Annotated in this window: 9 protein-coding genes; 4 read left to right on the forward strand and 5 right to left on the reverse strand. The window is 63.7% G+C overall.

All coding sequences use genetic code 11. The features are described from left to right. Window positions 1–221 precede the first annotated feature (221 nt). Both IEC33019_RS09095 and IEC33019_RS09100 read right to left on the reverse strand, forming a co-directional pair. Window positions 222–1,676: a sensor histidine kinase gene (locus IEC33019_RS09095; protein ID WP_070091097.1), complete on the reverse strand. Its 1,455-nt coding sequence runs from the start codon at window positions 1,674–1,676 to the stop codon at window positions 222–224. 101 nt (window positions 1,677–1,777) lie between these two features. Further along, entirely contained in the window at window positions 1,778–2,374 is a 597-nt protein-coding gene (locus IEC33019_RS09100) for a lytic transglycosylase domain-containing protein (RefSeq protein ID WP_070091098.1), read from the reverse strand. Between the two features lie 182 nt (window positions 2,375–2,556). Here IEC33019_RS09100 and gspG point away from each other — a divergent pair, with 182 nt between their 5' ends. Further along, window positions 2,557–2,982 carry a type II secretion system major pseudopilin GspG gene (gene gspG, locus IEC33019_RS09105; protein ID WP_070091099.1) on the forward strand — a complete coding sequence of 142 codons (426 nt, stop codon included), beginning with the start codon at window positions 2,557–2,559 and terminating at the stop codon, window positions 2,980–2,982. A gap of 11 nt (window positions 2,983–2,993) precedes the next feature. Then, a complete protein-coding gene (locus tag IEC33019_RS09110; RefSeq protein WP_099593356.1) occupies window positions 2,994–4,184 on the forward strand; it encodes a type II secretion system F family protein in 1,191 nt (396 codons plus the stop codon). Window positions 4,185–4,472: 288 nt separating this feature from the next. Here IEC33019_RS09110 and IEC33019_RS09115 read toward each other — a convergent pair whose 3' ends face one another. Beyond that, on the reverse strand, window positions 4,473–5,387 hold the full coding sequence (locus IEC33019_RS09115; protein ID WP_070091101.1) for a site-specific integrase: 915 nt from the start codon (window positions 5,385–5,387) through the stop codon (window positions 4,473–4,475). A 316-nt stretch (window positions 5,388–5,703) separates the two neighbouring features. Between IEC33019_RS09115 and IEC33019_RS09120 the strand changes: the two genes are divergently transcribed. Further along, entirely contained in the window at window positions 5,704–6,351 is a 648-nt protein-coding gene (locus IEC33019_RS09120; protein ID WP_070091102.1) for a DUF1345 domain-containing protein, read from the forward strand. A 266-nt stretch (window positions 6,352–6,617) separates the two neighbouring features. Beyond that, the gene (locus tag IEC33019_RS09125; RefSeq protein ID WP_070091103.1) at window positions 6,618–6,878 is read left to right on the forward strand and encodes a DUF1652 domain-containing protein; all 261 of its coding nucleotides are present in this window, start codon (window positions 6,618–6,620) and stop codon (window positions 6,876–6,878) included. Here the strand turns inward: IEC33019_RS09125 and IEC33019_RS09130 are convergent, their stop codons facing one another. Continuing rightward, window positions 6,879–8,960: a putative bifunctional diguanylate cyclase/phosphodiesterase gene (locus IEC33019_RS09130; RefSeq protein ID WP_070091104.1), complete on the reverse strand. Its 2,082-nt coding sequence runs from the start codon at window positions 8,958–8,960 to the stop codon at window positions 6,879–6,881. It abuts the gene before it with no gap. A gap of 145 nt (window positions 8,961–9,105) precedes the next feature. Then, window positions 9,106–13,452: a SpvB/TcaC N-terminal domain-containing protein gene (locus tag IEC33019_RS09135; protein WP_070091105.1), complete on the reverse strand. Its 4,347-nt coding sequence runs from the start codon at window positions 13,450–13,452 to the stop codon at window positions 9,106–9,108. Window positions 13,453–13,576 lie beyond the last annotated feature (124 nt).

Consider the following 13,576-nt stretch of genomic DNA (forward strand, 5'->3'; position numbering starts at 1 on the left):
GCACTTGGCCTGAAAAGCTGCCGCCACCATTGGTCGCACTCAGCATGCTGCAAGAACTCAGCCAGTCGCTAATGAAAGGCAATATTCATTTAAAATCAATAACTTATGAAAATATTAAAATCTTGATTCGAGATAAATACCCCACAAATGGGTAACACCACCCAAACATCACACATTTCTTTTAAAAACAGTGATGTACGAAATATTTATCATGTAAAAAATCAATATATCGCCAAGCGGAAATTCAGTGAAACACGGGTGCCTTGCCCTTCCCGACTGCTCAACCGAACCGAACCGCCGTAGCGCTCCATGATCCGCCTAACCAGCACCAGCCCTACCCCCAGACCACCCTGTTTGGTGGTGAAGAACGGCCGAAAGGCCATGCGCTGCTGCTGATCGCTCATGCCCCGCCCGGTATCCGACAGGCACAAGGTCAGGCTGCGCCGGTCGTGGCGCATCACTTCCGCGCGCAACTGACCACCCTGCTCCATGGACTCCAGCGCATTGGCAATCAAGCTGTTGAAGATCTGTCCCAGCAATACCGGATGCCCCACCACCCGCACTGGCGGCAGCGGCTTGACGTCCAGGGTCACGCCGCTTCGCGCCAGCGGCACGGCAAATGCCTGTAGGCTCTCCTGCAGCACCTGGGAAAGGTCCACCGGCACGGCCTCATCGTTGAGCGGGCGCAGCGACTGCAGTAGCTGGCGAACCCATAGGGACATACGGTCCACCTGGCTGATGATGTCGCTGATGTTCTTCTGCGCCGGCCCTGCATCGAACGCCTGGGCCAGCTCGGCACTGGAGCGGATGCTGGCCAAGGGGTTGCGCAGGCTGTGGGCGACCGCCGAGGACATCTCCCCCAGGGCCACATAGGTCTCGTTGCTGATCAGCCGCTTCTGCTGCACGGCCATCACCCGTTCCGCGCGGCGCATGATGCCGTAGAGGCCGAAATACACCAGGCCCGCACCTACGGCGATGGCGAGCCAGATCAGCAGCAGACCATGCTCGATGCGTACGATGAGGTCATGGGGCTCTTTATAGATTTCCACCATGGCGGTGACCCGTTCACCATCGGCATCGAACAAAGGAATGTAGTTCTCGACGAACAGCTGCTGGGGCGGGGTCACGAACTTCTGCTCGCTGCGCGCATCATCGAAGTCGTGATAGCTGGCCGACACCCGCATCTTGTACTCGAAGGCCTGCTCCAAGTCTTCGTCGGACTCGATCGATTTGCCGGTCAGCGCCGGGTTGCTCGACCAGATCACCGTCCGGTCCGGGGCATAGATATTGGCCAGCAGAATATCGGGCAAATGGGCGATGTGGTCGAGGAACTCGCCGCGGGCCCGGCGCCGGGCATCGGGGTCGACGTCAGGCATGGCCTGGTCAGTGCGCGGGTCAAGCAGTTCACCCATGGTGCGCACATTGGGGATCGACACATGACGCACTTCGGCATCGGCGATGGCCTGGATGAACTGCGCCGAGAGCAAGGCGTCGCGTTCGACACTCTCATTGATGATGAAACGGCTGGAGATCAGCCCTAGCCCAACGGCGATCGAGACGATGATCGCCAGGCTCACCCAGGCGTACCAACGTAGCAAATCGAACGGTTTATGGGCCGCGCTACTGTCGCCGCCAACGGGCACTTCGAGTGTGGCGCAACGCGGGGCGAGGTCCATGGTCGACTCCAACGGCTGGGCACCTTCAAAAGGTTATAGCCCAGAGTTGGGGAAGTGAGCACACCCGGCGCGACAATTGAACTGCGAAGCTGCGCTCGCGACTACAACGGCGCATCTTCGGCCAGGCCCTGCAACTTGCGGTAGTCGCGCAAGACGTTGGGCACGTAGCGACGCGTCTCGGCAAAGGGCGGGACCACACCACCGCGGCTGATCACCGCATCGGGCCCGGCGTTGTATGCCGCCACGGCCAAGGTGATGTCATTGTCGAACAGCGTCAGCATGCGTTTGAGATAGCGCGCCCCACCTTGCAGGTTGGACGCGGGGTCCAGCACGTCCTTGACGCCCATCTCCTTCGCCGTGTCAGGCATCAGCTGCATCAGGCCAGCCGCCCCACGAGGTGAACGCGCCTTGGGGTTGTAGCCGGACTCAGCCTTGATCAGGGCGTGCAGCAATGCCTGGGGAACGCCGTGGGCCTCGGCCGCCTTGGCCACCAACTCGGCATAGGGCCGCCCGGTGATCAACTGGGCATCGGCCGGCCCGGCATGGGCCACCGGCTCAGTGATGACCCGTTCGTAATGCCGTCCTGGCCGGTGCACGTTGGACAGCACATAGCCGCCCTTGGCATCGATGGAGATGTACATGTCGGCCTCTGCGGCACCCGCCGCCAACCAGATCAATCCCAAGATGATTCCACGCATGTCGGCTGCCTCCCCGTCGTGGCCCCCGATGTGGGGGAAATGCCCCGGAAAACCCGAGGTTTTCAGCTACGACGCAAGCACTGTGCCGCTTGCTGCGCCCCATGGCGCAAGGGCCCGAGCCAGACGTGCACGGCTGTTGCATGGCAAGGCAAACCTGCCCGAACGCACTGGAGGATTTCACCATGCAACGCAGACCCATCACCCAGCGTGGCTTTACCCTGCTCGAACTGTTGGTGGTCCTGGTGGTGCTTGGCCTGTTGGCCGGCATCGTCGCGCCCAAGTACTTCAGCCAGCTCGGCCGCTCGGAAGCGAAAGTGGCGCGGGCGCAAATAGAAGGCCTGGGCAAGGCCCTTGACCTGTATCGCCTGGAAGTCGGTCACTACCCCAGCAGCGAGCAAGGCCTCCAAGCCTTGGTGGCGGCCCCTAGCGGTGAGCAGCGTTGGTCCGGGCCCTACCTGCAAAAGGCCGTGCCGCAGGACCCTTGGGGGCGTGCCTACATCTATCGCCAGCCCGGCGAAAATGGCGGCGAGTACGACCTGCTGTCGATGGGCAAGGACGGCCAACCCGGCGGAGACGGGGAAAATGCCGAAATCACCAGCTGGCAATGAGGAGAGCGGCCATGCGCTACAGCCTCAAGGCCCTGGGCCAGCAAGGCATCGTCCAGTTGCAGGTCGAGGCCGAGGATGCCGAGCACGCACGACGACAAGCCGAGAACCAGGGTCTGCGGGTCGTGAGCATTCGTGGCCAAGGAGGCGCCCTGCGTGCCCTGCCCTGGCGACGAGCGCCGCAGTTCGACCTGGTGCTGTTCAGCCAGGAGCTCGGCACCTTGCTCAGCGCCGGCCTGCCGTTGATCGACGCGTTGGAGAGCCTGGCCGAGAAAGCGCCCAATGCCTCCTCGCGCAAGGTGCTCGAGGCGTTGGTGCGCCAGCTCTACGAGGGGCGTTCGCTGTCCCAGGCCCTGGGCGAGCAGCCACGGGTGTTTCCGGCGCTGTACGTGGCCCTGGTGCAGTCGAGCGAACGCACCGGCGCCCTGGGGGATGCCCTGGGCCGTTACATCAGTTATCGACAACGCCTGGATGTGGTCCGGCAGAAGCTGGTCGGCGCTTCGGTCTACCCCATGCTGCTGCTGTTGGTGGGGGGTGGCGTGGTGCTCTTCCTGCTGGGCTACGTGGTGCCGCGCTTCAGCCTAGTGTTCGAAGGTATGGGCAACGAACTGCCGTGGCTTTCGCAGGTACTGATGAAAATCGGCCTGTTCCTCCACACGCAGCAGCTGCCCCTGGCATTGGCGGCACTGGGCAGCCTTTGCACATTGGCCTTGATGCGCAAAAACCCTGCCCTGCGCCGTTTTGCCAGCCGCCAGTTGCGCCGTTGGCCAGCGCTGCATCAGCGCCTGGTGATGTATGAACTGGCGCGCTTCTACCGCTCGCTGGGCATCCTCTTGCAGGGCGGCATCCCGATCCTTACCGCGATGAGCATGGCTCGCGGGCTGCTGGGCAGCGCTTCGGCGCAGGGCCTGGAGCAGGCCTGCCGCCGGGTGGGGGAAGGTTTGCCACTGTCCGATGCGCTGGAGCTGGGCCAATTGGTGACGCCGGTGTCCCTGCGCCTGCTGCGGGCGGGGGAACAGTCGGGGAACCTCGGAGAAATGCTCGAGCGCTGCGCCGATTTTCACGACCAGGAGATCGGCCGCTGGGTGGAATGGTTCGTGCGCTTGTTCGAGCCTTTGCTGATGACCTTCATCGGCCTGCTGATCGGGCTGATCGTGATCCTGATGTACATGCCGATCTTCGAGCTGGCCTCGAGCATTCACTAGCAATGGAAAGCGCTTTGCGGGCTCCACCGTTTGAGGACTTGGGGCTGCTTTGCAGCCCATCGCAGGCTCCCACCGGCATTGCGTCGCGCTTAAGACTTACGCAATCCCTGTGGGAGCGGGTTCACCCGCGAACACCGGCAAAGCCGGTGCCATCCACCGCGGAGTCTGCTTCGCGGCGATTCAACGACTCGATAAACCCCACAGGCATTGAGTAAGTCTTAAGCGCGACGCAATCCCGATTGGAGCCGGCGAAGCCTGGGATGGGCTGCGCAGCAGCCCCAGGCTCAATCAGTAGTCAAAGCGATCCACCGCCCGCCGCCGCTCGTTATCGTCACGCCGGTCATAGTTGGCGGTGGTCTGGATATTGGCGTGGTGCGCGAGCTTCTGGGCGATGGACAGGTCATGTTCTTCGATCACCCGAGTGATGAACGCCCGCCGAAAATCATGGGGCATGATCTTCACCCCCACCTGCGCCCCGCGCTGGCGGGCGATGTAGTAGATCGCATGCTTGGTGATGCGGGCCCGGGTGATGTGGTTGCCACGGCGAATGCGGTTGAACAGGAACACATCGTCGGCCTCTCCTGCCGGCAAGTGCTGGCGACGCAGGTCCAACCAGGCCTGTAGCCTCTCGAACGCCCAGACTGGGGCGTACTTGATCAGCTGGCGATTGCCCTTGCCCACCACGCGCAGGCTGCGCGCCTCGAAATCCACTTGGTCCAGATCGATGTCCACCGACTCGGACTTGCGCATGCCGGTGCCATATAGCAACGCGATGATCGCCGCGTCGCGTACGCCCTGGGGGCGTGGGTCTGCGGAGCAGACGTCCATCAATTCGCGTATCAGGCTGCGCCTTAGGTTGCGCCCCGCTGGCAACCTGCTGCCACCGGCGGGCTTGACCTCGCGGATGTGCAACAGTTTTTCATGGTCGATCAGCCCCTGGCGCCACGCTTCGTTCATCACACCGCGTACGGCATTGACGTACAGCGAAGACGTATTGGGGGCATAGCCGTCGGAGCGCAGCGCTGCCACCAGGGCCACCACATGACCTGGCTCTAGCCTGTGCCAGGGGACCTCGGCGATGTCGCAGTCGACAAACCCCAGGCGGTCGGCGGCGTCCTGGAGGATGTAGCGCATGGTCAGCTGGCTGGAGGGGGCCAGGCGAGCCAGGTACTGCAACAGTGGGTTATGCAAGAGATCGGACAAAACATGAATCCTGAAGCGGGTTATTCAGACTTTTTGGCAAGTCATGTCGACAACAAAACAAGGAGGTCAATACGACCCTACGCCGTGCCATCATCCTGACATACAAGGCATTTGCCGTTGGCACGGTTCGTGATAGTACCCGATTACCCCCTCCTGTTCGAACCAAGCACGCCCCAAGCTCGTGCAGCCCATCACCTCCCGTGCGCGCCAGGCCGTCTGGGCCCTGGGCTTTCGCCGATTCTGTTGCGCCCCCGGGGTGGATGGACTGCCAGTCTGAACTAGAGTGGTAGCCATGCCCTTCCACTGACGAGACCGCATGGCTTTCCACCGTCTTACCCGCACTCATCCTCGCCTGAGTATCGCCACGCTGACTGGCCTCGCTGGCGCCTGGCTGATTCCCGCCGACGATACCGTGCAGCGCATCCTTGCCGGTTGGAACCTGGGCGTCTGGCTCTACCTGGTGCTGGTGTTCTGGCTGACGTGGCGCGCCAAGGCCGACACTGTGCGCAAGGTGGCCCGTGTGGAAGACGAAAACGCAGGGCTGGTGCTGTTCACCGTGTGCTTCGCGGCCATTGCCAGCCTCGCCGCGGTCACGTTGCAATTGGCCGCCAGCCGAGGCCTGCAGGGGAGCGATCAGGCCTTGCACTATCTGTATACGGGTCTAACCGTGGCTGGCTCATGGCTGCTGATCGGCTGCATCTTCAGCCTGCATTACGCCCGCCTGTTCTACACTGCGGACCACCACGAGCCCCCGCTGCGTTTTCCCGATGGCGAGCGCGCGCCGGACTACTGGGACTTCCACTACTTCTCGTTCACCCTGAGCGTCGCCGTGCAGACCTCCGACATCGCCGTGGCCGGGCGCGGCATGCGTCGAGTGGTTCTGGCCCATTCGCTGGTGTGCTTCGTGTACAACACGGCGATCCTGGGCTTCACCATCAACATCGCCGCCGGATTGTTGGGCTGAAGCGCTGTGCACCGCTGGTCAGAAAAGCACCGTTCCAGGACCGTCGCCCGGAACCATCCCGACGGCCCGCTATCGCCCATGAAAAACGTTTGCCCTGGCCTTTGGACATTAGGTAGCAGGTTCCAGCCGGATGTGATGCGTATCAAGCAACCGTACATTTGTCATGCTTTGCGCAAGACACTGGCGTCACAGGTGCTATGGTTAGGATCCTACCGGCCGAATGAGCGGCCGATCACCGGGTCCAGGATCAGGACAAGGAGGCTGGCATGAACAAGATGACGTTCCCCAACGCCTGCCAGGTGATGCGCTGGCACTTCCATCCGTTGGGCTTCGAAGCCAGCATGGATGCGCCACGCAGCATGGTCGCCCGGCTGTTCGACCGCGCCACCGGCGAAACCTTGCTGGCGATCGCGGGCATCCCCTGCGCAGCGATCATGGCGGCTGCGGATGTAGAGCGGATCATCGAGGCCGTGGAGGCCGAAATGGACGCGTTCGACCCCTCGTGCGCCCTGCGCGATGCGGTGTAGTCAGAACTTCTCGGTCTGCTTCACAGCCTTCAGCCCCTCCATGAACTGTTCGGCCGGCATGGGCTGGCCGAGCAGATAGCCTTGCAGCGAATCACAACCCAGACGGGTCAGGAATTCCTGCTGGCGGCTCGTTTCTACCCCTTCTGCCACGATCCGCAGGCCCAGGGCCTGGCCCAGGGCGACGATCGCCGAGACGATCGCCGCATCGTCGCTGTCCTGCTCCAGATCACGGACAAAACCTCGGTCGATCTTGAGTTCGTTCGCCGGCAGGCGCTTCAAGTACATCAGACTTGAGTAACCGGTCCCGAAATCATCGATGGACAGGTCCACGCCCATATCGGAAAGCTTCTGCAGCACGGTCAGGCTGGCATCGGCATCGCGCATGGCCGTGGTCTCGGTGATCTCCAGCGTCAGGCGGTTGGCCGGCAATTGGTTGCTCGCCAGCGCGCGGGCCACGCTGTCGACCAGGCCGGCGTGACAGAACTGGATCGCTGACAGGTTCACCGCGATACGCCAGTCGTCATGCCCCTGTTCGAGCCAGTGGCGCATCTGCCGGCAGGCCTCGCCCAACACCCATTCGCCGATGGGGATGATCAGCCCGGTCTTCTCGGCAAGGCCGATGAACCGGTCCGGCAACAGCAGCCCGTGCTGCGGATGCTCCCAGCGCAGCAACGCCTCGGCGCCGATCGGCTGGCGAGCGAGCGCATCGAACTTGGGCTGGTAGTGCAAGCGGAACTGGCCATGCTCCAAGGCCGCACGCAGGTCCTGGAGCAGTTGCAACTGCTGGCGTGCGTTGCTGTTCATCGAAACATCGAAGAAGCTGTAGCCGTTCTTGCCGGCGCTTTTTGCGTGATACATGGCCGCATCGGCGTTGCGCAGCAGTTCCTGCTGGTCCAGGCCGTTGCCCGGGTAGAGCACGATCCCCAGGCTCGCCGAGAGCTGCAGGTCATGATCAGCCACCCGGTATGGCCGGGCGACCAGGTTGACCTGTTTGACGGCCACCTCCATGGCATCGGCCGGTTCCTGTAGTTCCACCAGCAGGACGAACTCGTCGCCGCCGATGCGCGCCAGGGTGTCCTGGCTGTGCAGATGCCCCCGCAGACGGGCCGCCACCGCCTTGAGCAGCAGGTCGCCCACATGATGGCCGAAGGCATCGTTGACGGGCTTGAAGCCGTCCAGATCGATGAACATCAGCGCGAAGCATCCGCCCTGCTCCGCCACCTTGCTGATGGCCTGGTCGATGCGCTCGGCCAACAGGGTGCGGTTGGGCAGGCCGGTCAGGGTGTCGTGCAGAGCAAGCTGAGTCAGCTCCTGGTTGGCCAGGGTCAAGGAGTGTGCAAGCTCCGAGGTGCGCGCCTCCAGGCGAGCATCGAGCACCGAAGTGAGCAGGGCCACCGCCAGCACCGCCAGGGTGGTGATCAACACCACTGAATCCAGGCCATCGCCGCGCAGGCCGTTGGCCAAGGCACCGCAGAAGCTGCCCTCGGGGAAATTGGCCGCCGCCATGCCGGTGTAGTGCATGCCAACGATGGCACCCCCCATCACCACTGCGGCCGCCCCGCGAATATGCCGCACATAGGGGGTGTGCTGACGCAGGCGGAACGCGATCCATAGGGCCGCCGCCGAGGCCCCTACGGCGATGGCCAGGGAGGCGCCGAACAGGGTCGGGTCGTAATCGATGCCAGGCACCATCTGCAGCGCAGCCATGCCGGTGTAGTGCATGCTGGCGATGCCGCCGCCCATGACCAGCGCCCCGAACCCCAGCTGCAGCAGCGGCAGGCTCGGCTGACTCACCAGCCACAGCGCGAAGCCCGACGACAACACCGCGATCAGCAGCGACAGCGCGGTGAGCGTCCAGTCATAACCCAGCTCGATCGGCAGGCTGAAAGCGAGCATGCCGATGAAATGCATCGACCAGATCCCAATGCCCAGGGCAAAGGCCCCGCCCCCCATCCACAGGTAAGCCGCGCGCCCCTTGGACGTGGCAATCCGGCCGGTGAGGTCCAGAGCGGTGTAGGAGGCAAGAATGGCGACGCACAGCGAGATCAACACCAGCGCGGAGGAGTAGCTACCGATCAGCATTTGGATTCCAGCAAAGGGGCTGAACAAGGGCCCGAAAAGCTGATTATTGTACTCAAGCGTTGGTGAAACGCACGGGCTTTTTGAGAATGGAAACGGTCCACCAAACCACTGCGCAGCCCCCTGCAGGGCTGCGCGGTCGCTGGCTTCAAGCCGTATCGTTTTCGTCTTCCGAGACCGTGAACCAGGGGTAGTACTGCGTGCGTCGCTCATAGCCCGCTGCAGTGATCACGCGACAAACTCGCCCCGTGGCATCGTACAGATGGGTGTCGGCATAAAGCCCGTCAGTCGTGCGCTGATCGTCCACCGGGCGCCAGTCGTTCAGGTAGAACGGTAGCCACGTGCGCACCGGCTGGCCTTTGTTGTCGTACTCGGTCTTCCCGCTCACCGCCCAACGTACGACGGCGTGGGCGATGACAGCCTTGCCCCCCTCATCCACCTCCAGCTCGCCCTCGTCAGTGCGGACCAGTGCATCGCCTGGTGCATGCAGTACCGCAGTCTGCAACGCGCGCCCGCCTCCATCGCTGTAGGTCACGCTGATGCGCACCTGCTGGTCTGGGTCGCCGTCGTAGCGGTCGGTCAGCAGGTTGATGATGTGTGGCGGCTCGCGTCCTTCGTTCAGATCGAGCTTTAGCCCATGCGTCCGGGCAAAACGCCTGTACGCCAGCTCGCCGACGCGCCCCGATTGGATACGCCCGTGCGCGTCGCGCCCAGGCGGCATCCAGCTGTCGGTCACCAACAGATGGGCCGTATGGACAGGCACTTCGCCGCCCTTGAGCGACAGCATGGCCGCCATCGATTTGGGCACATCGAAAGCCTGGGTGGGGTGATAACCCGCCATTTCGCCATTCTCGGTGCCATGGAATCGGCTCTGGACCACTCGCCCCAGCGCATCGAATGCCACCGATAGCACATTGTCGTTCGGGTCGATGAGCGACATCACCGTCATGAAACGCCAGTCATGGCTGAAGCGCGTGCACAAACCCGCTGCGTCAGTCACCTGCTGCACGGCCAGCCCATGAGGCGTCCATTGCACGACCGTTTCCCCCGTCAATTCGCTGTCCCGCGCACCGACCAGCCGATAGAACCCTTCGGCGCCGGTGTAACGTGCCAGCCCGTGACGAGCGAGGTAGACACGCTTGCCGTCCTCCGGTAGCTCACTGGCACGGTAGCCACCCTGTTTTAACAAACGCTCCAGCTCCGCCTCGGGAACATGGCCTTCGAAGGCCGCCAGCGACGCCTGCTCCAGCAGGGCCGTCTCGGTGTAGGCCACCAGTGCCTGACGCACCGGCACCTCCACGGGGTCCCCCGCCATGTCACACCACTGCACACGGCTGTAACCGCCCAGCGTGGCGTCGTCCAAACGCGCAAGCGGGCCCTGTGCGGCCAGCAGACTCTCCACGGTGAAGCCACCCTCAGGCACCTGTGCTGACTCCAGATGCAGCACGTCCGTGCGCCCTCCTTCGCTCAGGCCCGTCAGGTGAATGTGCCCGGCATGCAAGTTGCGCACACGCTGACGCGACAGCGTCAGCCATACCGCGTTCTGCTGCGCGTCGCGAGAAGCCGCTTCGAGGCCCTCAGGCAATGTGTCCGGGTAAGGCGATGGCGTGACGGCATCCCGTCGCGGGTAGCGGATGTCCACGCTTTTAAGGACGCTGCCATACAGGTCCTGCTCCAGGATGACCCTCTGCGAGACCACCGGATCCTGGGCGATCCGCTCGGTGGTCAGCGTCAGGCTCTCTACCGGCGTCACCAGCGCCGCCGGCTTTGCAGGGTGCGCCGTCTCATAGGCGCGCACCTGCCAGCGCTGGCGGGTGATGCTGTAGGGCACATCCGCCCGATCGCTGCCATCCAGACCATAGGTTTCCGTCCGCACCGGCATACCTTTCAGCGCGCGCAGCAACCAGCGCCGCGCCTCACCCTCCGGCGCGTAGGGGACTTCCTGGCCATCGGCCTGCAGTTGGGTGATACGCAGCGGGCTGACGGCAAAATCCGACTCCGCCGAGCCCGACCCCGCAAAAATGCCCTCCAGGGTCGCGTCATGAGCCTCGATTCCACTGAGGAACCAGGTGCGGACCTGAGCAGGTGGCGAACGCTCCGGCGCGGTGCCCTGGGCGTCAACCAGCGTGTCGGTCTGGATCAGACGGGTAAACCCGCGAAACTCACGCTCGATACCGTCCCAGATGCCGCGCAGGTACGTCATGCCACTGACCGTGCGCAAGCCGCTGATGTCATCGACCATGATCACTCGGCTGAGCATGTGCACCGGAAACGGCAGCAGGCTCACCGCCGGTTTGCCTTGCGCCTTCAGAACGGCCTTTTCATCCAGCCAGCCCTGGGCCGAACTGCGGTAGTCGAACAAGGTACGGCTACCGGTATTGGTGCAGACCTGAGCCAGCAACCAGGGGCGCCTGTCATTGAAGCGGTAGGTCCAGGTGCGCGGCGCCATGTGCGCCAACGTCAACACGAGTTCTGCGGTCCCTTGGCCACGCAGGTCCGTCACCTGCAGTACACAGGTGTCATCCAGCACCACGCCCTCGGGGGCCGGCACCGCTGCACGCTCCACGAAACGATTGCCCGATTCGCTCACGAACACCCGCACACGGTCGGCTTCCAGGTAGAGGATGTCAGTGGTGCCGCTGCCATCTGTATCGCCCAGAAGCACCCGCGAAGCCCTGAAGTCCTCGACGGCAAACCCGCTGATGCCGATCGCCTCGCCAAAGCGGCCATGGCCGAGTGATGGCCAATAGGTAACGCGTTCCCCCGTGATCTCCACCAAATGCTGTTGACCACTGCCGACCAGGTCGGCAAACGCCACCAGCCGGTCTTCACCACCCTCCACGGGCAACGGCGTCTTGCCCAGGTAAGCGGTTTCGACAGACTGTCGCCAGCCTTCGCTGGCCGCGCTGGCCCATAGGCGCACACTTCGCGGCCCGATCATGGCCACATCCAGCAAACCATCGCCGGTCAGGTCGACCCGTTGGGCACTGGGATGCAACAGCTCCGTGGGCAAGGCCTGGAGCGGGATGAAACGGCTCCATTGGCCATCTGGCGACAAGGTGAAGTGGCCATGCAAGCCTGGCTGAGCGACCAGCCATTCAGGACGGCCATCGCCGTCCAGGTCGGTCAAGGTCCCGCTCTCCAGCGCAGGAGCGAAAGGCAGCGGCTGGGGTTCGCCCCACGTCACTGCATCGATCTCGTCACTGTCCTTGCGTTCCGGCGCACGGTATCGCCACGCGCCCTGCTCTTGGTACAGCAGCCCTGCCAGTCCCTCGCCATGCAGGTCGGCCATCTGCCAGCGTGGCGGGCTGAAACCGTCGAGATCCGGCAGCGCTTCCCAGCTAGCGGCTTCCCGGCCTGGGCGGCTCAATTCGAACTCCATCGGTGGCAGGATCAGCGGCGTGCCGTCCGGTTCATACGCCACCTGCTGCGCAGACTCCAGCACGGTGGCCACGGGTGACTGCTGGTGTGTCAGGTGCAGGCGCGAGACCAGCACAGGCGTCGAGTCTTTCTCGCCGGCCATCATCGCGGTGCGGTGCCAGAGCAGCACGTCCCGGCACAGGCGACGCATGCGCACGTTGAAACCCCAGCGCCAGAAACCAAAGCGGTCCAGGCGAGCCGGCCAGCGTGCACTGGTCTGGAACGGTGGAGGCTCATCCACAGGCGTGTCGCGCTCGCCATAATCGAGCAGCATCACGCTCATGAAGTCTTCAGGGCGAAATGCCCCTTCCGGTACCAGTAGCGCCTGCGACGGCGTCGCGTTCAAGGCATGCACGCCGGCCAGGTATACGTTCGCCGCACGTGAATGGGCGGCCAGCTCCTGAGCGTCGCAGTTGGCATCGTCCTCGGTACGGTAGGTGTATACCAGGTGCTCGCCCTTGGCGCTGACCGTCTCTTCGGGGTACCACGTGGCTACGTGCGAAGGGTCGTCCGGGTCGCTCAAACGGGCGCTGGCAGACCAGCCGAGCAACGTCAGGCTGCCGTCCGCGTGGTAGTGCAGCCAGAAGCCGGGAGCGTCCGGTGTGGCATCGGCGCGCCAATGCTCAAGGCGTTCGCCGCGCCCGCCGCTTCGCGACACCCACGGCGTGACGGTGTGCGGGGCGTTGACGGTGGAAAAGGGCAACGTGCTCTCGGTACGCGAGCCAGCGTTGTCACGCAGGATCTCCTCGCCGTCAGGGCCGGCCAAACGGTCGCAGTCGGTATACCGCGGGATGCCGAAACGGCTCATGCGCGACACCACGGGCAGTGAGCAGATCCAGCCGGCGCCAAAAGCATCGTTGCCGCCACCTGAGCTGTAGTTCAGCGCCAACTCCGGTGATAGCTCGCGTCCGCTGGGCAGTGGCAACGGCAACGACCAACCGGCCGCACCATCGGCGCTGCCGACAGACAGCATGCCGCCGCCGACGGAGACAGTGCCGCCGCCTTTGGGCAGCGACGGCGGGGTAAACAAAGGGTCGCGGCGAGTGTCCGCGGACGTAGAGGATGAATCGGGCATGTTGGGCTCCTGCGCGCCCTCCCGCATGGCACGGGAACGGCACAGACTACTGATGGCATGGAAGGAGCGCCCCCGCCAGCACCGACCGCCGTGGGCGGATGATCGAACGCATAGGCAGGACGAA

Source organism: Pseudomonas putida (genome assembly GCF_002741075.1).
Taxonomy (GTDB): domain Bacteria; phylum Pseudomonadota; class Gammaproteobacteria; order Pseudomonadales; family Pseudomonadaceae; genus Aquipseudomonas; species Aquipseudomonas putida_T.

Coding starts and splice junctions, on each gene's coding strand:
- IEC33019_RS09095 (WP_070091097.1), bottom strand. CDS start 1,676: ATGGACCTCGCCCCGCGTTGCGCCACACTCGAAGTGCCCGTTGGCGGC.
- IEC33019_RS09100 (WP_070091098.1), bottom strand. CDS start 2,374: ATGCGTGGAATCATCTTGGGATTGATCTGGTTGGCGGCGGGTGCCGCA.
- gspG (WP_070091099.1), top strand. CDS start 2,557: ATGCAACGCAGACCCATCACCCAGCGTGGCTTTACCCTGCTCGAACTG.
- IEC33019_RS09110 (WP_099593356.1), top strand. CDS start 2,994: ATGCGCTACAGCCTCAAGGCCCTGGGCCAGCAAGGCATCGTCCAGTTG.
- IEC33019_RS09120 (WP_070091102.1), top strand. CDS start 5,704: ATGGCTTTCCACCGTCTTACCCGCACTCATCCTCGCCTGAGTATCGCC.
- IEC33019_RS09125 (WP_070091103.1), top strand. CDS start 6,618: ATGAACAAGATGACGTTCCCCAACGCCTGCCAGGTGATGCGCTGGCAC.
- IEC33019_RS09130 (WP_070091104.1), bottom strand. CDS start 8,960: ATGCTGATCGGTAGCTACTCCTCCGCGCTGGTGTTGATCTCGCTGTGC.
- IEC33019_RS09135 (WP_070091105.1), bottom strand. CDS start 13,452: ATGCCCGATTCATCCTCTACGTCCGCGGACACTCGCCGCGACCCTTTG.